The 19,471-nt window shown below is 64.6% G+C and carries 16 protein-coding genes; 10 read left to right on the top strand and 6 right to left on the bottom strand.

Going from position 1 to position 19,471, the window contains the following annotated elements; all coding sequences use genetic code 11:
- Positions 1-61 precede the first annotated feature (61 nt).
- The gene (locus IFT75_RS07495) at positions 62-1,240 is read left to right on the top strand and encodes an MFS transporter (RefSeq protein WP_122797482.1); all 1,179 of its coding nucleotides are present in this window, start codon (positions 62-64) and stop codon (positions 1,238-1,240) included.
- 12 nt (positions 1,241-1,252) lie between these two features.
- On the opposite strand, the gene IFT75_RS07490 is transcribed toward IFT75_RS07495, so the two are convergent.
- A complete protein-coding gene (locus IFT75_RS07490; protein ID WP_192054065.1) occupies positions 1,253-2,941 on the bottom strand; it encodes a Na/Pi cotransporter family protein in 1,689 nt (562 codons plus the stop codon).
- A gap of 344 nt (positions 2,942-3,285) precedes the next feature.
- Between IFT75_RS07490 and IFT75_RS07485 the strand changes: the two genes are divergently transcribed.
- The 3 genes from IFT75_RS07485 to IFT75_RS07475 all read left to right on the top strand — a co-directional run bounded on the left by IFT75_RS07485 (position 3,286) and on the right by IFT75_RS07475 (position 6,617).
- Positions 3,286-5,466 (top strand): TonB-dependent siderophore receptor, encoded by a 2,181-nt coding sequence (locus IFT75_RS07485; protein WP_192054063.1) that lies wholly within the window; start codon positions 3,286-3,288, stop codon positions 5,464-5,466.
- 68 nt (positions 5,467-5,534) lie between these two features.
- Complete coding sequence (locus IFT75_RS07480; protein ID WP_192054061.1) at positions 5,535-5,696, top strand: DUF2986 domain-containing protein; 162 nt, start codon at positions 5,535-5,537, stop codon at positions 5,694-5,696.
- Between the two features lie 150 nt (positions 5,697-5,846).
- Complete coding sequence (locus tag IFT75_RS07475) at positions 5,847-6,617, top strand: SDR family NAD(P)-dependent oxidoreductase (RefSeq protein WP_192054060.1); 771 nt, start codon at positions 5,847-5,849, stop codon at positions 6,615-6,617.
- A 42-nt stretch (positions 6,618-6,659) separates the two neighbouring features.
- On the opposite strand, the gene IFT75_RS07470 is transcribed toward IFT75_RS07475, so the two are convergent.
- Positions 6,660-7,358, bottom strand: a complete 699-nt coding sequence (locus IFT75_RS07470) for a tRNA (adenine(22)-N(1))-methyltransferase TrmK (RefSeq protein WP_185793773.1) — start codon at positions 7,356-7,358, stop codon at positions 6,660-6,662.
- An 84-nt stretch (positions 7,359-7,442) separates the two neighbouring features.
- Positions 7,443-8,435, bottom strand: coding sequence for an alpha/beta hydrolase (locus IFT75_RS07465; protein ID WP_342214371.1), 993 nt, complete (start codon positions 8,433-8,435; stop codon positions 7,443-7,445).
- A gap of 140 nt (positions 8,436-8,575) precedes the next feature.
- Here IFT75_RS07465 and IFT75_RS07460 point away from each other — a divergent pair, with 140 nt between their 5' ends.
- Entirely contained in the window at positions 8,576-9,343 is a 768-nt protein-coding gene (locus IFT75_RS07460) for a substrate-binding periplasmic protein (RefSeq protein WP_192054058.1), read from the top strand.
- Positions 9,344-9,925: 582 nt separating this feature from the next.
- Here IFT75_RS07460 and IFT75_RS07455 read toward each other — a convergent pair.
- Positions 9,926-12,115 (bottom strand): OsmC domain/YcaO domain-containing protein, encoded by a 2,190-nt coding sequence (locus IFT75_RS07455; protein ID WP_192054056.1) that lies wholly within the window; start codon positions 12,113-12,115, stop codon positions 9,926-9,928.
- 202 nt (positions 12,116-12,317) lie between these two features.
- Between IFT75_RS07455 and proP the strand changes: the two genes are divergently transcribed.
- Complete coding sequence (proP, locus tag IFT75_RS07450) at positions 12,318-13,820, top strand: glycine betaine/L-proline transporter ProP (RefSeq protein ID WP_122478977.1); 1,503 nt, start codon at positions 12,318-12,320, stop codon at positions 13,818-13,820.
- Between the two features lie 40 nt (positions 13,821-13,860).
- On the opposite strand, the gene mnmH is transcribed toward proP, so the two are convergent.
- Positions 13,861-14,958: a tRNA 2-selenouridine(34) synthase MnmH gene (gene mnmH, locus IFT75_RS07445; protein WP_192054054.1), complete on the bottom strand. Its 1,098-nt coding sequence runs from the start codon at positions 14,956-14,958 to the stop codon at positions 13,861-13,863.
- The gene (gene selD, locus IFT75_RS07440; RefSeq protein ID WP_192054052.1) at positions 14,958-15,992 is read right to left on the bottom strand and encodes a selenide, water dikinase SelD; all 1,035 of its coding nucleotides are present in this window, start codon (positions 15,990-15,992) and stop codon (positions 14,958-14,960) included. The genes mnmH and selD overlap by 1 nt, the downstream gene beginning before the upstream one ends.
- A 145-nt stretch (positions 15,993-16,137) precedes the next feature.
- Between selD and IFT75_RS07435 the strand changes: the two genes are divergently transcribed.
- Genes IFT75_RS07435 through phnE form a run of 4 tightly spaced genes read left to right on the top strand, consistent with a single transcriptional unit; the run spans position 16,138 to position 19,368 of the window.
- A complete protein-coding gene (locus IFT75_RS07435; protein ID WP_122478983.1) occupies positions 16,138-16,989 on the top strand; it encodes a putative selenate ABC transporter substrate-binding protein in 852 nt (283 codons plus the stop codon).
- Positions 16,986-17,783 carry a phosphonate ABC transporter ATP-binding protein gene (locus IFT75_RS07430; protein WP_192054051.1) on the top strand — a complete coding sequence of 266 codons (798 nt, stop codon included), beginning with the start codon at positions 16,986-16,988 and terminating at the stop codon, positions 17,781-17,783. The genes IFT75_RS07435 and IFT75_RS07430 overlap by 4 nt, the downstream gene beginning before the upstream one ends.
- Positions 17,777-18,604, top strand: coding sequence for a PhnE/PtxC family ABC transporter permease (locus IFT75_RS07425; protein WP_192054049.1), 828 nt, complete (start codon positions 17,777-17,779; stop codon positions 18,602-18,604). Before IFT75_RS07430 ends, IFT75_RS07425 begins: the two co-directional genes overlap by 7 nt.
- Complete coding sequence (gene phnE / locus IFT75_RS07420) at positions 18,601-19,368, top strand: phosphonate ABC transporter, permease protein PhnE (RefSeq protein WP_185793780.1); 768 nt, start codon at positions 18,601-18,603, stop codon at positions 19,366-19,368. Before IFT75_RS07425 ends, phnE begins: the two co-directional genes overlap by 4 nt.
- The last annotated feature ends 103 nt before the right edge of the window (positions 19,369-19,471 follow it).

The following is a 19,471-nucleotide window of genomic DNA, read 5'->3' as shown; positions in this document are numbered from 1 at the left end:
TATTTGACCATTCGTTCAAGAATCCCTAGGGTAGCCAGCTTCATTTTTGTCCGAGATGCTCATGACCACCCGTTCCAAGCTTCCGCCGACCGTCTACCTGTTGGGTTTGACGATTTTCTCGCTGGTGACTGCCGAGTTCATGGTGGCGGGCATGATGCCTGCCCTGGCCTCGGCGTTTTCCGTGAGCCTGGCCCAGGTCGGCAACCTGATCGCCCTGTATGCGCTGGGCATGGCCCTGGGCGGACCGCCGGTCACGGTTCTGCTGCTGTCGCGCGGGATCAGCAATCAGCGCGCCCTGGTCGGGCTGCTGGCGGTGTATGTGCTGGCTGGCGCCTTGGCCGCGGCCGCGCCCACCTATACGGTGCTGGCACTGGCCCGGATCGTCATGGGGGTTTCCAGCGCGGCCTGCATCGGCCTGTGCATGACCCTGTGCGCGGGGTTGGTCAGCCTGCAGGACCGCGGCCGGGCCATTTCGGTGGTGCTGGCCGGGCTAATGCTGTCGCCGGTGGCCGGCGTGCCGGCGACCGCTTGGGTCGAACATCACTATGGCTGGCGTGCCAGTGCCTGGCTGGTAGTGGCGCTGGCCTCGCTGTGCACGGTGCTGGTTGCCACCCGCCTGCCTCGCGCCGAGGCTGGAGACGAGCCGTCGCTGGGCAGCCAGTGGATCAGCCTGAAGAATCGCAGCCTGTGGGGTGCCTATGTCACCAGCGGACTGATCATCGGCGCCACCTTCGCCGCCTTCAGCTATTGCACGCCGATACTCATCGAGGAAGTCGGCGTGGCGCCCGCCCAGGTGGCGCCGTTGCTGGCGCTGTACGGCGTGGCCAACGTGCTCGGCAACATGGTGGTAGGGCGCATCGCCGATCGGCACACCTACGCGGCGCTGGGTTGGGGCCTGGCGCTGCTGGTACTGGCCCTTGGCGGATTCGCCCTGGCCGGCCAGGTGTTCTGGCTGAACCTGGCCTGCTTCCTCACGGTCGGCCTGACCGGGGTGGCATTGAACCCGGCCATGGTCGCGCGGGTGATGAAAGCCGCCGAGCCCGGCGCACTGGTCAACACCCTGCACACCTCGGTCATCACCGCCGGGCTGGCACTGGGCAGCTGGGCCGGCGGCGCGGTGATCGATGCCGGGCTGGGTTTGCGAGCGCCCCTTTGGGTGGGCGCAGGCATGGCGCTGCTGGGCCTGCTCAGCCTGCTGCGACCCTGGTATCACGCTTCGCCAGCGGCCGCTGCGCGCTAGCCCCCAGGTCGGTTACAGCGGCTTGGCCAACACCCCTGCCGGGGCATGGTCGGCCGCCGTGGCTGGTTCGCCCTGGTCCAGTTCACGCGACACCGACAGGCGTTCCTCAGCGATGCGCTGGACCAGATTGAGCGCGCGCTCGGCGCTGCCCAGCAATGCCAGAATCGCGCCGCGTTCATCCCAGCCAAGCTTCTGTTCGCCCTGCAGGCAACGTTCGCGCAAGGCCAGCAAGTCCTTGGCGTGGGCATTCGGCAAGTAGACCCCTTGCGGCCCCTTGCGCACCGCCGGCTCGACGATATGGAGGATGGCGTCGATGATCTTGCGCGCGTTGGCGCTGAACACCTGACGCTCGATGCGGCGGGTGATCTGCGACAGGGTCCGGGTCAGGCTCGCGCTGAAATCCTCTTCCTCGATGAGGCTGGCCAGCAGGTTGGTCTGGCGCGCAGTCAGATCGTTCTTGAACATCTGCGCGGTGTAGCCGCGGATCTCCTGACTCAGGGTGTCCAGCGCGTGCTCATGTTCCGTGGCGTTCTTCAGCGCCTGGGACTGGCCGCGCGCCGCATCCAGCAGCAAACCCATGCCTTGGCCATGGCGGGTCAGTTCCTGGCTGACCGCCGCGACACCGGTGTTCACACTGGCCAGCGCGGCGCGGTCGAGATAGCGCGGCACGGCATAGTCCTCCTCGTCGCTGCGGCTCGCGCCGATGCGCGACAGCACGCGGTCGAACACGCCGATGAAGGGAAACATCAGCGCTGTGTTGAAGATATTGAAGCCGATTGAATAGAGCCCCACTGCCACGGGCACCAGCGGGAAGCTTTCCTTGCCGTCGACCATTTCCGAGCGGGTGACGTCCATGCCGAACAGGCCCATGGCGCCTTGCAGGATGTCCATGGACAGAAAGAACAGCGGAAACATCACTGCGACGCCGATGAAGTTGAAAGCGATGTGCGCGTAAGCGGCGCGCTTGGCGTTCTTCGACAGGTTCAGCGAAGCCAGCCATGAGGTGACGGTGGTGCCCAGGTCGGCGCCCAGGGAGAACGCGACGGCGGTCTGCCAGTCCAGGATGCCCGCGGCGCCCAGGCCCATGACGATGCCGATGGTGGCCGAGGACGAATGGATCATCGCGGTGATGCCCGCGGCGGTCAGCACGCAGATGGCCAGCCCGGTATAGCTGTCGGCCTGCAGACTGGAAATGACCGACATCACCTCGGGCAGGCCGCGCAGGGGTTTGAGGCCGCCGGTGAGCAGGTTCAGGCCATAGAAGATCAGCGAGAAGCCAATGATGGCCAGCGCCAGGTGACGGGTTTTCTCGCTCTTGCTGAACACATAGACCAGGGCGAACACCCCGGCGAAGATCAGCCCCAGCGGACCCAGCGGCATGGCGATCAGGCCGTTGCCCAGGGTGGTGCCGATGTTGGCCCCCATGATCACGCTGATGGCGGGTCGCAGGCCGACCACGCCGGCGTTGACCAGGCCAACCACCATGACTGTCATGGCCGTGCTCGATTGCAGCACGCCGGTGATCACCGTGCCGGCGGCCAAGCCTTTCACCGGCGTGCCGGCCAGCTTGGCGAGCCAGGCGCGCATGCGGTTGGCCGCCAGGTTATTGATGCCATCGGACATGAACTCCAGGCCGAGCATGAAGATGCCCAGACCACCGATGACGGGGACCAGCAGGTCTTTGAAGATATCGATTTCCATGGCGGCTCTTTGCGGTAGGGAAGAAGGCCGGCGCCCGGGGTGTGATGATCGAAGCTAGACATGAAATGTGACATATGGGTGACGCGTCGGCCCTGTAGGCCCTGGCCGCGACCACCGGTACATCCGGGACCCCGTAGGAGCGGGCATCGGCCGCGAATGGAGCGCCACTGATCGGCTGATGCATCGTGGCGCCGGGTTCGCGGCCGATGACCGCTCCTACAAGCCAGCGAGCAATTCGCAGAAAGGAAGGCGGTTTTTTTGATACGCCTGCGCCATGTGTAGGAATTTTCTGAGACAATAGTGCTAACGATTCGCATTAACCTTGTCTGGCCAGGAAGCTTTACATGTCACGCCCTACCCCGCTGCAACGCCCCCACGCTCCGCGCAATCTGTTGGCAGTGGCCATTTGCATGGCCACGATGGCCCCGGCACTGGCCGCCGATGGCACCCAGACCCAGGGACAGACGGCCCCGGGCGTCATCGAATTGGGTGCCAGCCAGATCACCTCGGATTCGTTCCAGCTGGGCAGCTTCACCGAAGGCTCGCAGTCCTACACCACCGGCGCCATGGCAACCGCCACCAAGCTGCCGCTGAGCCTGCGCGAAACGCCGCAATCGGTGACCGTGATCACCCGTCAGCGCATGGATGACCAGGCCATGACCAGCATCAACGATGCGGTGCGCGCCACCCCGGGCCTGTTCCTCAACTATGCCAACGGCCCCGGCCGCCAGGCCTATTCGGCGCGCGGCTTCGACATCGACAACCTGATGTACGACGGCATACCCAGCGGCTATTCGGGCGTCACCATCGGTGCCCAGCCTAACCTGGCCATGTTCGATCGGGTCGAGGTCGTGCGCGGCGCGACAGGGCTGGTGACCGGTGCCGGCAACCCCTCGGCGGCGATCAACCTGGTGCGCAAACGGCCATTGGCCGAGCAGAAGGTGACCTTGACCGGCGCTGCCGGCAGCCACGACGACTACCGTGGCGAGATCGACGCGTCCAGCCCGCTCAACGAGGCCGGCACGCTGCGGGGCCGAGTGGTGGGTTCGTACCGAGACGCAAACAGTTTCATCGACGGCGTCGAAGAGGACCACGGCCTGTTCTACGCCGTCACCGAGGCGGACCTGGGCGAAGACACCCTGCTGACCCTCGGTTTCTCCCATCAGAAAGACAAGACCAACTACTTCTGGGGCTCCTCGATGATCGGCCAGGACGGCCATCATCTGGACCTGCCGCGTTCCTACAATCCGGGTACCGACTGGGAAAACAAGGACCAGGAAATCAATACCGTGTTCGCCGAAGTGCGCCAGCGCCTGGCCAACGACTGGAACCTGCAGGTCAACGCCAACTACGCCGAGCAGAACGGCTTGTTCTCGGGCTCTTATCAGTCGCGCTGGGTCAACAACACGCTGGCGCGTACCGTGTACCAGTCCGCTCACGACGAAAACCAGGCCGGCCTCGATGCCTTTGCCAGCGGCCCGTTCCAGGCGTTCGGGCGCACCCACGAACTGGTCGTAGGGGCCAGCAAGCGCATCTACGACATGACCACGCACAACTACGACCCGTACGACACCAACTGGCCGATCGACGCCGGCAAGCCGAACTTCACCCACACCGACAACGGCCGCGAGGTGACTACCCAGGATGGCGTCTACCTGACCACGCGGCTGAGCCTTGCCGACCCGCTGAAGCTGATCCTGGGTGGTCGGGTGGACTGGTACGACTATGACAATCGCGACGGCGAAGGCGACTACAAGGTGACTCGCAACGTCACTCGCTACGCCGGCCTGATCTACACGCTGGACGACCACCATTCGGTGTACGCCAGCTACAGCGATATCTTCACCCCGCAGAGCGCGCAGGACACCAGCGGCACGCCGGTCAAGCCGATCGTGGGCAAGAACTACGAAATCGGCATCAAGGGCGAGTACTTCGACGGCGCCTTGAACGCCAGCCTGGCTTTGTTCCGGGTCGACCAGGAAAACCGCGCGGTGCAGATCTTCGTCGACAACTGCCCGCAACTCAGCTGCTACGAAGCCTCGGGCGAGGTGCGCAGCCAGGGTATCGACTTCGAGCTGCAAGGGGCGCTGACCGATAACTGGCAGGTGGGCGGTGGCTACACCTACGCGCGGGTCCACACGCTCAAGGACAACGCGAACCCACAGAATGAAAACCAGCGTTTCGACACCGACATTCCCGAGCACCTGTTCAAGGTCACCACCAGCTACCGCTTCCAGGGCCCGTTGGAAAAACTGCGCGTGGGCGGCACCTTGTCCTGGCAGAGCCGCCTGTACAACGACATCGACCTGGCCGACGGCAGCCGCTACCGCCTGGAACAGGGTGGCTATGCCATCACCGACCTGATGGCCGGCTATCAGGTCAACCGCAACCTGGACCTGCAGTTGAATGCCAACAACGTGTTCGACCGCAAGTACTACAATGCCATCGCCAACTCGACCAGCTATGGCGGCGACAGCTACGGCAATCCGCGCAACCTGATGCTGACGGCCAAGTACAGCTTCTGATCGGGCGCAACAAGCGGGTCGATGAGCCGTACTGGTATCATCGCCCCACTTTCCGCCTGGGCCACGCCATGAATCGCCGCAAGAAAATCAAACAGCTGTTGCAGGCACACGCCAAGAAGGCCAGCGCCAAGCTGGCACCACAGAGCAAGGACCGCTACATCAGCAAGGCCGATCGGGCGAAGCTGGCGCTCGAGGACGATGCCCCGCGCCCGGCCGCCGAGCAGGAGTGACGCGAGTTCGGGTAGCGCGTCATGGGCAATGCGGCGGCAGTGTGCGGTCGCCTGTCAGGGCGCAGGGTAGCTATCCATGAACGCCCCCTTAGAACGTTCGACCGCAGTGCCGGGTCCTATCGGTACGATCCTTGTCCCGGGCGGTGCAGCATGGCGTTGATACCCGATCTATCCAGTGGCGCCTGCGCGCTGATCTGTGGTGCCAGTCAGGGCATCGGCTTGGCGTTATGCGAGCAGCTGTTGCAGCGTGAGGATGTCGCGCAGGTGTTTGCGGTCTCCCGGCAGGCGACAACCAGCGTCGAACTCGCGGCATTGGCCCAGCGCCATGGATCGCGGTTGGTCACCCATGATTGTGATGCGCGCGATGAGCAGGCGCTGCAGCGGCTGGCCAGTGCAGTAGCGGGCGATTGCAATCATTTGCACCTGGTGATCAGCACGCTGGGCATTCTGCATCAAGACGGCGCGCGGCCGGAAAAAGGTCTGGCGCAACTGGAGCTGAGCAGTCTGCAGGCCAGTTTTGCCACCAATGCCTTTGCGCCGGTGCTGCTGCTCAAGCATCTGCTGCCGTTGTTGCGCAAACAGCCGGCGACCTTCGCGGCGCTGTCGGCCCGCGTCGGTTCGATCGGCGACAACCGTCTGGGTGGCTGGTACAGCTATCGCGCCAGCAAGGCGGCACTCAACCAGCTGCTGCGCACTGCCAGCATCGAGCTCAAGCGTTTGAACCCCGCCGCCACGGTCCTGGCCTTGCACCCGGGCACCACCGACACCCGCCTGTCCCAGCCCTTTCAAGCCAACGTGCCGGCCGACAAATTGTTCGACCCCGACTTCGCCGCACGCTGCCTGCTCGAATTGATCGGCCAGCACGGACCGACGCAGACCGGCAGCTTCTGGGCCTGGGATGGGCAACCCATACAGTGGTGAGTCCGACGCACCGCGTAAGCTATGACACGGCTTGCGCCGCTGCTACAAGGGATTGAGGGATTCGATCCAGTCGATGTGTTCGGCCAGCTCCACTCGTTTGCTTTCGAGCCCGTTCTGCCGGGCGTGGGCCAGCCGCTCGAGGGTGCGGCGCTTGAGGTGCAGCAGGCGTTGCCACTTGGCCAGGAACGCCGGCGTGCGTTGCTGCAGTTGCAAGGGCCCGAAAAACAATTCCTGTGGGCTGTACGCGACCGGCTCGCCAGGGTCAGCGACGATGATCTCGTAGTCGAAGCGATTTTCCCGCAGCACCTCTTCATGGCGGATGCCATAGCCATTGTCCATCAGCCACTGCCGCAGGTGGCGTTCACCGCCATTGGGCTGCAGGATCAACCGCTCGCCGGTGCTCAAACGCGCCTTGCCCGCCTGCAGAATGTCGCGAATGGTTTCGCCGCCCATCCCGCAGAGGGTCACGGCCGTGATCCGGTCGCTCGCTTCGATTGCCGCCAGGCCGTCGGCCTGACGCACGCTGATGCAATGCGCCAGCCCGTTCTCGTCAACGCTGCGCCGGGCCGCCAGAAACGGCGTCAGGGCGACCTCCCCGACCACGGCCCGAGGGACGATGCCACGCAGGACCAAGGCCACCGGCAGGTAGGCATGATCCGAACCGATGTCAGCCAGGCGCGCGCCGGCGGGGACCTGGGCGGCGACCTGCTCCAGGCGGTGAGACAAGCTCTGCGGGTTCACGAGGCAACGATTCTCCAGGTTCAACGCGTGCCGTTCAGGCCCGCATGGGCGGGCATTCTGGCGAGCACGCCGGGGTATTTCAACTCATCCGGCAGGATCCTGCGCAGCGCGTGCCGCCAGCAGGCGGACGACCCATTCACGGCTGTATGCCAGCGCCCGCGCGGCCATGGGCGTGGGGAAGTGGATGAAGCCATGGGGCGAGGCCGGCAACAGGCGCAGCTCCACGCTGGCCACCCTGCCCCAGCGTTCGGCCATCAGCAGGGTATCGTCGCGCAATGGGTCCAGTTCACCGACGAACATCAGCGCCGGCGGCAGTTCATCCAGGTCGCCATGCAGCGGCGACAGCGACGGTTGCCGCCGTTGCTCGTCGTCCAGGCCGGGGGTTAGCCGACGGAAGGCCTCGAGCATGCCTGGCCCGTCCAGCACCAGGGTTTCGGGGCCCGCATCGCGCACGCTGGGCGTGCCGGTCAGGTCGAATACCCCGTAATACAGCAGCGCCCCGCACACGCGCTGCAGCAGCGCCGGCCATCGCTTGAGCTGCAGCAGCGTGGCCGCTGCCAGGTGGCCACCGGCGGACTCACCGACCATGATCACCGGCAGGCCATCGAACTCGGGAAAGCCGCCACCGAGCACGCAGCGTGTGGCCGCCAGACAGTCGTCGAGCAAGCCCTGCAGCGGGGTCGACACGGCCAGCCGGTAATCCACCGAGACCACCGCCACGTCACAGGCCTGAACCAGGGCGATGTTCACGTCATCGTTCATCTGCGCGTTGCCGATCACCCAGCCGCCGCCATGGAAATCCAGCACCAAGCCCTTGGCTGGCCCCTGCGGGCGGATGATGCGCACCCTCACCGGAACGGCATCGGCGCTGACCAGCACGCGATTCTCGATGGCCAGGCCATGGTTGACAGGCTTCAGCGCCTTGCCCAGCTGGCCGGCACGCAGCAGTGTCTGGATCAGCATTGGCGTGACGCGGTTGCGGATGCGGAACCGCGGCAGGCGCTCGAGGGTCTTGTTGAAGCGCTGCGCCTGCGCGATCTGCGCTGCATCGAACGACCAGCTTTGCTTGGTCTCCACCTGGAGTGTCCTCAGTGCGTAGGTATGTATCGGATATGGATGGGCTGAGGTCGACGCGGTTCCCATGCGAGCAGGTAGCGCCATTAGCGACTATGCTGGCCGTCCAGGAGCCTGCCATTGAAAGTCATCGGATCGTTGCCATGGGTCATCTGAACCGCACTTGCGGATTGCTGTTCAAGGCTGTCTGCGGTCTGCTGCTGTGCAGCGCTCTCCTCCCGGCTGCCTGGGCCGCGCACCCGCGCACCTTCGATCTGTACATGCCCGAGGCGCCGCCGTTGAGCATGGCGGGGGATGCGGGCCAGCAAGGTATCGTCGCTGACGCCGCTCGGCAGGCCATGACGCTGGCGGGTTATCACATGAATATCAATGTGCTGCCCTGGCTTCGCGCGCAACGGACTGTGCAGCACGGGCAGGACCTGCTTATCGTGCCGCTGTCGCGAACTCCCGACAGGGAAACGAGCTACACCTGGATCGCCCCGATCATGAGCATGGACCGGGCGTTTTTCACCCTCGACAAGCGCGTCGACAGCTTTGCCCAGGCACGTCGGACCTATCGACGGATCGCCGTGGGCATGGGCAGCGCGCAGGAGCGCAAGCTGTACGACGAAGGGTTCGATGCGTCGCAGATCTACCCGTTGCGCATCGGTGAGAATCCGGCGCAGATGCTGCTGCTGGGACGGGTCGATGCCTGGTTCAACGGGGTGCCTGAATCGCAGTACATCTGGCGCCAGGTTTCCAAGCAGCCGCTGCTGATGAGCCCGGTGCTGATGACCACGGACCTGTACCTGGCGTGTTCGAAGACATGCTCGCCGCGCGTGGTGAGCAGTTTGCGCAAAGCGGTGGAGACGCTGCACCGCAACGGTTCCATCCAGCGGCTGCTGGATCATTATCTGCCAGCCGCGCCTTGAAGGCGGTGCTGCCCTTCTTCCGTAAGAGCGGTCCGTGGCCGCGAAGGGCGCAGCGCGGTGGATCAGACAGTCCGCAGCGCGTTCTTCACGGCCGATGACCGCTCCTACGGGCGGCTGAGTTTTCCGTAGGAGCGGCCCGTGGCCGCGAAAAGGGCAGCGCGGTGGATCAGACAGTCCGCAGCGCGTTCTTCGCGGCCGATGACCGCTCCTACGGGCGGCTGAGTTTTCCGTAGGAGCGGCCCGTGGCCGCGAAAAGGGCAGCGCGGTGGATCAGGCAGTCCGCAGCGCGTTCTTCGCGGCCGATGACCGCTCCTACGGGCGGCTGAGTTTTCCGTAGGAGCGGCGCGTGGCCGCGAAAAGGGCAGCGCGTTGGATCATACAGTCCGCAGCGCGTTCTTCGCGGCCGATGACCGCTCCTACGGGCGGCTGAGTTTTCCGTAGGAGCAGCCCGTGGCCGCGAAAAGGGCAGCGCGGTGGAGCAGACAGTCCGCAGCGCGTTCTTCGCGGCCGATGACCGCTCCTACGGGCGGCTGAGTTTTCCGTAGGAGCGGCCCGTGGCCGCGAAAAGGGCAGCGCGGGGGATCAGGCCTTGGCGCGGGCGCTGTGCAGTTTCTTGTAGCTGTCGATCAGGCGCAGGTGACGGTCCAGCCCTTCGAGCTTCATGCTGGTCGGGGTCAGGCCGTGGAAACGCACGCTGCCATCCACGGATCCCAGCGCTGCCTCCATCCGCGCGTCACCGAACATGCGGCGGAAGTTGACCTCGTAGTCGGCCATGTCCAGGTCGCTGTCCAGCTGCACCTCGAGCACCACGTTCAGCGCCTGGAAGAACAGGCCGCGCTCAAGCGTATTGGCGTTGTACTGCAGGAACATCTCGACCAGCTCCTTGGCGTCGTCGAAGCGCTCGAGCACCAGCTGGATCAGCACCTTCAACTCCAGAATGGTCAGTTGCCCCCACACGGTGTTCTCGTCGAACTCGATACCGATCAAGGTGCGGATGTCGGTGTAGTCATCCAGCTCCGACTCCTCCAGGCGCTGCAACAGATTGCCCAGCGCATCGTCATCGAGCTGGTGCAGGTTGAGAATGTCTTCGCGGAAAAACAGCGCCTTGTTGGTGTTGTCCCAGATCAGATCTTCGATCGGATAGATCTCCGAATACCCCGGCACCAGGATCCGGCACGCCTTGGCGCCCAAGTGCTCATAGACCGCCATGTACACCTGCTTCTCCATGTCGGCGAGAATCCCGAACAACGTCGCCGCTTCCTCGGCGTTGGCGTTCTCACCCTGTGCGGTGAAATCCCAATCGACAAAGGCAAAATCGGCCTTGGCACTGAAGAAGCGCCACGACACCACGCCGCTCGAATCGATGAAATGCTCGACGAAGTTGTTCGGCTCCATCAGCGCATGGCTTTCGAAGGTCGGCTGGGGCAAGTCGTTGAGCCCCTCGAAACTGCGGCCCTGAAGCAACTCGGTGAGGCTGCGCTCGAGCGCTACTTCCAGGCTTGGATGGGCGCCGAACGAGGCGAACACGCCGCCGGTGCGCGGGTTCATCAAGGTCACGCACATTACCGGGAAGCGACCGCCCAGGGAGGCATCCTTGACCAGCACCGGAAAGCCCTGCTCCTCCAGCCCCTGAATGCCGGCCTGGATAGCGGGATAGCGCGCCAGCACCTCGGCCGGGACGTCGGGCAGCGCCAGTTCGCTTTCGAGAATCTCGCGCTTGACCGCGCGCTCGAAGATCTCCGACAGGCACTGCACCTGGGCCTCGGCCAAGGTGTTGCCGGCACTCATACCGTTGCTCAGGTAGAGGTTTTCGATCAGGTTGGACGGGAAATACACCGTCTCGCCGTCGGACTGGCGCACGAAAGGCAGCGAACAGATGCCCCGCTCCATGTTGCCCGAGTTGGTGTCGTAGAGGTGAGAACCGCGCAGTTCGCCGTCGGCGTTGTAGATGGCCAGGCAGTGGGCATCGAGTATCTCGGCAGGCAGCGCATCCTTGCGGCCCGGCTGGAACCAGCGCTCGTCGGGGTAGTGCACGAAGGCCGCATTGGCGATGTCTTCGCCCCAGAACTGATCGTTGTAGAAGAAGTTGCAGTTGAGCCGCTCGATGAATTCACCGAGGGCAGACGCCAGCGCGCTTTCCTTGGTCGAACCCTTGCCGTTGGTGAAGCACATCGGCGAGTAGGCATCGCGGATGTGCAACGACCATACGTTGGGCACGATGTTGCGCCACGAGGCGATCTCGATCTTCATCCCCAGCCCGGCGAGGATGCCAGACATGTTGGCGATGGTCTGCTCCAGCGGCAGGTCCTTGCCCAGCACATAGGTGCTCGCCCCTTCCGCCCGCGCCGGCATCAGCAAGGCCTGGGCATCGGCGTCGAGGTTGTCGACCTCCTCGATGATGAAATCCGGGCCGGTCTGCACGACCTTCTTCACGGTGCAGCGGTCGATCGAGCGCAGGATGCCCTGGCGATCCTTGGCCGAGATGTCCGCTGGCAGTTCGACCTGGATCTTGAAGATCTGGTTGTAGCGGTTTTCCGGGTCGACGATGTTGTTCTGCGACAGGCGGATGTTGTCGGTGGGAATGTTGCGGGTGTTGCAGTAGAGCTTGACGAAGTAGGCCGCGCACAACGCCGAGGATGCCAGGAAGTAATCGAACGGGCCCGGCGCCGAGCCGTCGCCCTTGTAGCGGATCGGTTGGTCGGCCACCACCGTGAAATCGTCGAACTTGGCTTCAAGTCGAAGGTTGTCGAGAAAATTGACCTTGATTTCCATGGGGCAGCACCTGATGACAGCTAAAACGAATGGCCGGCATTATCCGGTTTTTTGGCGTCTCCGTCTTGGGCGATCTGTCGCTCCCATGGGTACGCTGGCGCCCGGACAACCGCTGCGATACTAAATCGCCGTCATCAGTGAATTATTTAGTGTCATTTTGTATCTCATGGGGACAAGCCGCTTTGACACAAGAGAAACACCCATGAAATCTCGCAGAAAAACCGTCAACCCGATCGGGTTGAACGACATCACCATCGTCGACGACGTCAAGATGCGCAAGGCGATCACCGCCGCCGCGCTTGGCAACGCCATGGAATGGTTCGACTTCGGCGTCTACGGCTTCGTGGCCTACGCCTTGGGCAAAGTGTTCTTCCCGGACGTCGATCCCAGTGTGCAGATGATCGCGGCCTTGGCCACCTTCTCGGTACCCTTCCTGATTCGCCCGCTGGGCGGCCTGTTCTTCGGCGCCCTGGGCGACAAGTACGGACGGCAGAAAGTCCTGGCTGCCACCATCGTGATCATGTCGTTGAGTACGTTCGCGATCGGCTTGATTCCGTCCTATGCCTCCATCGGCATCTGGGCGCCCATCCTGCTGCTGCTGGCGAAGATGGCCCAGGGCTTCTCGGTGGGCGGTGAATACACCGGCGCCTCGATCTTCGTGGCCGAGTACGCTCCGGACCGCAAACGCGGCTTCCTCGGCAGCTGGCTGGACTTCGGCTCGATTGCCGGTTTCGTGCTCGGTGCAGGCGTGGTGGTGGGCATCTCCGCAGTGATCGGCGAAGAGAAGTTCCTCGACTGGGGTTGGCGCGTGCCGTTCTTCCTGGCCCTGCCGCTGGGCATGATCGGCCTCTACCTGCGTCATGCGCTGGAAGAAACCCCAGCGTTCCAGCAGCACGTCGAGAAGCTCGAACAAGGCGACCGCGAAGGCCTGGCCGGCGGCCCCAAGGTATCGTTCAAGGAAGTGGCAACCAAGCACTGGCGCAGCCTGCTGACCTGCATCGGCATCGTCGCGGTGACCAACGTCACCTACTACATGCTGCTGACCTACATGCCCAGCTACCTGTCGCACAACCTGCACTACAGCGAAAGCCATGGCGTGTTGATCATCATTGCGATCATGGTCGGCATGCTGTTCGCCCAACCGCTGATTGGCTTCGCCAGCGACAAGTTCGGCCGCAAGCCTTTCATTCTGTTCGGCAGCATCGGCCTGTTCTTCCTGGCCATCCCGGCCTTCATGCTGATCAACAGCGGCCAGATCGGTTGGATCTTCGCCGGGCTGCTGATGCTGGCCGTGGTGCTTAACTTCTTCATCGGCGTCATGGCGTCCACGTTGCCCGCGATGTTCCCAACGCACATCCGCTACAGCGCCCTGGCCAGTGCATTCAACGTTTCGGTACTGATCGCCGGCCTGACGCCGACGGCCGTGGCCTGGCTGGTGGAAAGCACCGACGACCTGTACATGCCTGCCTATTACCTAATGGTGTTTGCAGTGGTCGGCTTCATCACCGCCATCACCATGAAGGAAACGGCCAACAAGCCGTTGCGCGGCGCTGCGCCAGCGGCCTCGGACATCGCCGAAGCCCGAGAACTGCTGGTCGAGCACCACGACAACATCGAGCAGAAGATCGAGGACATCGACAGCGAGATCGCCGCGCTGCAAGCCAAGCGCGAGCTTCTGGTGCAACAGCACCCGCGGATCAACTGAGCCAAGCCTGGCCGGGGGCTGAAGACTGCACTCGCCGTCTTCAGCCCCTGGCCAGACGATCGCGCAGGTAGTCGACCACGGCTGCCTGATCGCCGGCGAACTCGATGCGCGCCGCCTTGCTCTCGCGTTGATAGGCGTACATCGGGTCGTAGTACTCGTGCAGCAGGCCTTCGATCCAGCCGCGGTGCAGGTCGACCAGGCCATAGCGCCGCTGCTCTTCCAGCGCGGCCTGCATCAGCCCCTGCAGACGTTGATGGCGCTCGCCGCCCAGACGCTTGTGGATGCGGTCCAGACTCTGCAGCAGACGCTCGGCAAACAGCGCTTCACCGCGCTCGCCATACAACCCGACGAAGTCTGCGCACAGGTCTACCACGTAGTCGCGCAGAATACGCTTGACGCGATTCTGGAAGCTGTCTTCCAGCCAGACCAACGGATACGCCTGCATGCCCTGATGCAGGCTCAACGGCACGTTGCAACTGCCCACCAGGCGGCTTTCGTCCTCGAGCACGAACTGCTCGATGCCAGCAGCCCGCTTCTTCAACACGTCGATCGCCAGGCTGTTCTCGAAATCGATCTGCGCAGGCTGCCCGGTCGCACGCTTGCCGAAGCTGGAGCCGCGGTGGTTGGCATGGCCTTCCAGGTCCAAAGCGTTGCTCAATTGCGCCAGTACGTCGGTCTTGCCGGTGCCGGTCATGCCGCCCAGCACGACGAACTGGCACTGTTCGACGGCTTGTTCCAGGGTGTCGAGCAGAAAGCTGCGCATGGCCTTGTAGCCGCCCAGTACCCGCGGGTACTCGACGCCTGCCTCGCGCAGCCAGCGCTGCACCGTCTGCGAGCGCAGGCCGCCGCGGAAGCAATACAGATAGCCCTCGGGATTGGCCTTGGCGAATGCCACCCAGGCTTCGATCCGGCGTGCCTTGATCTCGCCGGACACCAGGCGGTGCCCCAACTCGATGGCGGCTTCCTGGCCGTGCTGCTTGTAGCAGGTACCGACTTTCTGCCGTTCCAGGTCGTCCATCAAGGGCAGGTTGTGCACCCCGGGGAATGCACCCTTGTCGAATTCGACCGGCGCGCGCGCGTCCATCATCGCTACCTCGCCGAGGAACAACGCGCGGTAGTCGCTGCTGTCTTCGCGCATCAGAACACCTCGACAGCGTGGGGCTGGCGTTCGATCAAGGTGCCGATCGGCGCCAGGTGCAGACCCAGCTCGACAGCCAGCGCGACGAACTCGGCTTCGCCGGCAGCGCTGACGGCAACCAGCAGGCCGCCGCTGGTCTGCGGATCGCAGAGCAGATCACGCTGCTCGTCGCTCAGGGCAGCGATGCGTTCGCCGTAGCTGTCGAAGTTGCGCTGGGTGCCGCCAGGCACGCAGCCCTCGCTCAGGTAGTGGTCGATACCCGGCAGGCGCGGCACGGCGGCGTACTCCAGGCGTGCAGTCAGTTGGGCGCCGTCGGCCATTTCGACCAGGTGCCCGAGCAGGCCGAAACCGGTGACGTCGGTCATCGCGGTGACGTCGCGCAGCTTGCCGAAGCGGCTGCCGGGCTTGTTCAGCGTGCACATCCAGTCGCGCGCCACGCCCACGTCTTCTTCGCGCAGGCGGGATTTCTTCTCCGCAGTGGTAAGAATGCCGATGCCCAGCGGCTTGGTCAGGTACAGGCGGTCGCCGACCTGAGCGGTGTCGTTGCGTTTCATGTGGCGCTTGTCGACCAGGCCGGTCACCGCCAGACCGAAGATGGGTTCGGGAGCGTCGATCGAATGCCCACCGGCCAGGGGAATGCCCGCCGCATCGCACACCGCCCGACCGCCGCGGATCACCTCGCGGGCAACCTCCGGGGGCAGCAGGTTGACCGGCCAGCCGAGAATGGCGATGGCCATCAACGGATCGCCGCCCATGGCATAGATGTCGCTGATGGCGTTGGTGGCGGCAATGCGCCCGAAATCGAAGGGGTCATCGACGATGGGCATGAAGAAATCGGTGGTCGACACCACACCGCGCTCGTCGTCGATGGCATACACCGCGGCATCGTCGCGCGAAGCATTGCCGACCCACAGCTTCGGGTCCAGGTTCTGTGCGCCGCTGCCGGCCAGAATCACCTCCAATACCTTGGGCGAAATCTTGCAGCCGCAACCGGCTCCATGGCTGTACTGGGTCAAACGGATAGGCGAATTCATGGCAGCATTCTCGACGTCCTGGAATCAGGCTGCGAATTCTATCAAAGCTGGCCTTTCCTGCAGTGACTCTTATAATCGCGCCACCTCGTATCCACGCGTGCCGGGCCTTGCCCGCGCTGCTTGCGTCATCTTTCGGAGACCCACCATGTTCAAGCGCTCCCTGTCACTGGTCGCCGGCCTCGCTCTTTGCGCCAGCGCCGTCACCAGCTTCGCTGCCGATGTCTTGCGTGTTTCGGCCATCCCGGACGAGGCGCCCACCGAACTGCTGCGCAAGTTCAAGCCGCTGGGTGCCTACCTTGAAAAGCAGATCGGCATGAAGGTCGAGTTCGTGCCGGTGGCCGACTACCCTGCCGTGGTCGAGGCGCTGGCGACCGATCGCCTGGACATGGCCTGGCTGGGCGGTTTCACCTTCGTTCAGGTCAACCTGAAGACCGGCAACGCGATTCCCCTGGTACAGCGCGAGCAGGATGCGCAGTTCACCAGCAAGTTCATCACCAGCGACCCGAACGTCAAGTCGCTGGCCGACCTCAAGGGCAAGACCTTCGCCTTCGGTTCGATCTCGTCGACCTCCGGCAGCCTGATGCCGCGCTACTTCATGCTGCAGGACAACATCAAGCCGGAAACCTACTTCAGCCGGGTCGCCTACTCCGGCGCCCATGACGCCACCGCGGCGTGGGTACAGGCGGGCAAGGTCGACGCCGGCGTGCTCAATGCCAGCGTGTGGGACAAGCTGGTCAACAGCGGCAAGGTAGATACCAGCAAGGTCAAGGTGTTCGCCACCACGCCGACCTACTTCGACTACAACTGGACCGTGCGCGGTACCCTGGACCCGGCCCTGGCAGAAAAGATCAAACAGGCCTTCCTCGCCCTCGACCCGGCCAAGCCCGACGACAAGGCCATTCTCGACCTGCAGGCGGCCAGCCGCTTCATCGCCACCAAGCCTGAGAACTACAAGGGTATCGAGGACGCCGCTCGCGCTGCCGACCTGTTGAAATGACCCTGCGGCTGTCGGCCATCGACCTGCGCCACCGTAACGGTGTGCAGGCCCTGCGCGATGTGAACCTTAGCATCGAGCCCGGCGAGCGCGTGGCAATCATCGGCCCTTCGGGCGCCGGCAAGTCCAGCCTGCTCAACGTGCTGGCAACCGCTCTGCCGCCCAGCGCCGGTGAGCTGCAGGTGCTGGGCATGCAGCCCTGGCGCCTCGGCAGTCGCGCGCGCCAGCGTCTGCGCGCACGTATCGCGCTGATCCATCAGGCCCCGCCCCTGCCCCCGCGGCAACGCGTGGTGACTGCCGTGCTGGCCGGCAAGCTGGGGCAATGGGGGCTGGGCAAGAGCCTGCTCAACCTGCTGCACCCGGTGGACATCGACGGGGCCCGCGCGCTGCTGGCGCGGCTGGACCTGGACGACAAGCTGTTCGCCCAGTGCCAGCAGTTGTCCGGCGGCCAGTTGCAGCGTGTCGGCATCGCCCGCGCCCTGTACCAGGCGCCGGAGCTATTGCTGGCCGACGAGCCCGTCTCGGCGATGGACCCGCGACTGGCCAGGCACACGCTGGACATGCTCTGCCAGCACGCCAGCGAACAGCACGTCACGCTGGTGGCCAGCCTGCACACGGTGGAGCTGGCGCTGGCCTGCTTCCCACGGATCGTCGGCGTGCGCGACGGCCAGATCGCTTTCGACCTGGAGGCCACGCAGGTCACCGCGCAGCGCCTGGAGGCGTTGTACGCGAATGAACACCTGAGCAGCGTGCAAACGCCGGCCGACACCCCTGCTCACTGGCTGCCGCGATGCTGAAAAGGGACCGACGCGACCCTGCCGCGCTGCCGCGCCTTCTGCTTGCCGCCCTGGCGGTGCTGTTGTTGTGGCCCGGCATACGCCTGGCCGAGCTCGATCCATGGGTCCTGTTCGACCCGGCCAGCACCCAGTCCATGGGGGCCTTTCTCGCCGACTTCTGGCCGCCCGCGCATGACCCCGCGTTTCTGACGCTGCTGCTGGACGCCACCTTGCAGACCCTGGCCATCGCCACGGCCGGCATGGCCCTGGCGCTGACCCTGGCCATTCCCGCCGGCCTGCTGGCCAGCCGCGCGCTGTCGTTGTCGGCTGCCAACCTCGGCGGCCAACCCGGCTGGGCTGGCACCTGCGTACGCTGGCCGGTGCGTGGCGTGCTGATTTTTCTGCGCAGCGTGCCGGAAATCGTCTGGGCCCTGCTGTTCGTCCGCGCCGTCGGCCTGGGCCCGACGGCCGGCGTGCTGGCCATCGCCATCACCTACGCCGGCATGCTCGGCAAGGTGTATGCCGAGATCTGTGAGTCGGTCGACCAGCGCCCGGCCCAGGCGCTGCTGCGCGCCGGCGCCGGCCGGCTGGCTGCGTTCGCCTACGGCATTCTCCCGGCCGCTGCCGCCGAGCTGACCTCCTACACCGTGTACCGCTGGGAATGCGCCGTGCGCGCCTCGGTGGTGATGGGCTTCGTCGGCGCCGGCGGGCTGGGCCAGCAGATCGACCTGTCGATGCGCATGTTCGCCTCGGCCGAGGTGGCCAGCATGCTGCTGACGTTCATCGCCCTGGTGTTGCTCGCGGACCTGCTCAGCCGCCTGCTCAGGGGACGCTTCGCATGAGGCGCCTAAGCAACCTGCTGCTGGTGCTGGCGATGGTGCTGGCGGTGGTCGGCTCCTTCGTCTATCTGGGGCTGGACCTGTTCACCCTGGGCAATGTCGACAGCCTGCGGCACATGACCAGCTACGCGGCACGCTTCATGTCGCCTGACCTCAGTGCTACCCACCTGCGGGCGGTGGGCCATGGCGCGCTGGAAACCCTGGCGATGTCGGCGTTGGGCACGCTGCTGGCGGCGCTCGCCGGTCTGCTGCTGGCCATCCCTGCAGCCGGGCGCCTGGGCTGGCTGGCGCAAGGCGTGACGAAACTGGTGCTAAATGCCCTGCGGGCCATTCCCGAACTGGTCTGGGCGGTGTTGATGGTGCTCGCCGCAGGCCTGGGGCCGAATGCCGGCACCCTGGCCCTGGCGCTGCACACCGCCGGGGTCCTCGGCCGTCTGTTTGCCGAGGCCCTGGAAAACACCCCTGCCGCACCCGCCGCCGCCATCCGCCTGCAGGGCGGCAATGCCTGGCTGGCCTTCTGTTACGGCACCTTGCCCAATCTGTGGCCGCAACTGCTGGCCTACACCCTGTACCGCTGGGAAAACAACATCCGCATGGCCAGTATCCTCGGTTTCGTCGGTGCCGGCGGGCTGGGACAGATGCTCTACGTGAGCCTGAGCCTGTTCCAGGAAGCACGGGCCAGCACGCTCATTCTGGCCATGCTGGCCCTGGTGCTGGCGGTGGATGCCTTGAGCGGCTGGATGCGCCAGCGCTGGATTCGCCTGTAGCCAGGCCGTGCTGACCGCAAGCGGCATTCGACCTTGGTGTATTTCGACATTAGTCGCGTTGACAAGATCGCCGAGAGCTGTCGATAATCCGAAATAAGTCATA

The organism is Pseudomonas sp. CFBP 8758, from assembly GCF_014841725.1.
GTDB lineage: Bacteria > Pseudomonadota > Gammaproteobacteria > Pseudomonadales > Pseudomonadaceae > Aquipseudomonas > Aquipseudomonas baltica.
Note: the sequence above shows the minus strand (reverse complement) of the source record. Positions and strands in the feature narration are given on the sequence as shown.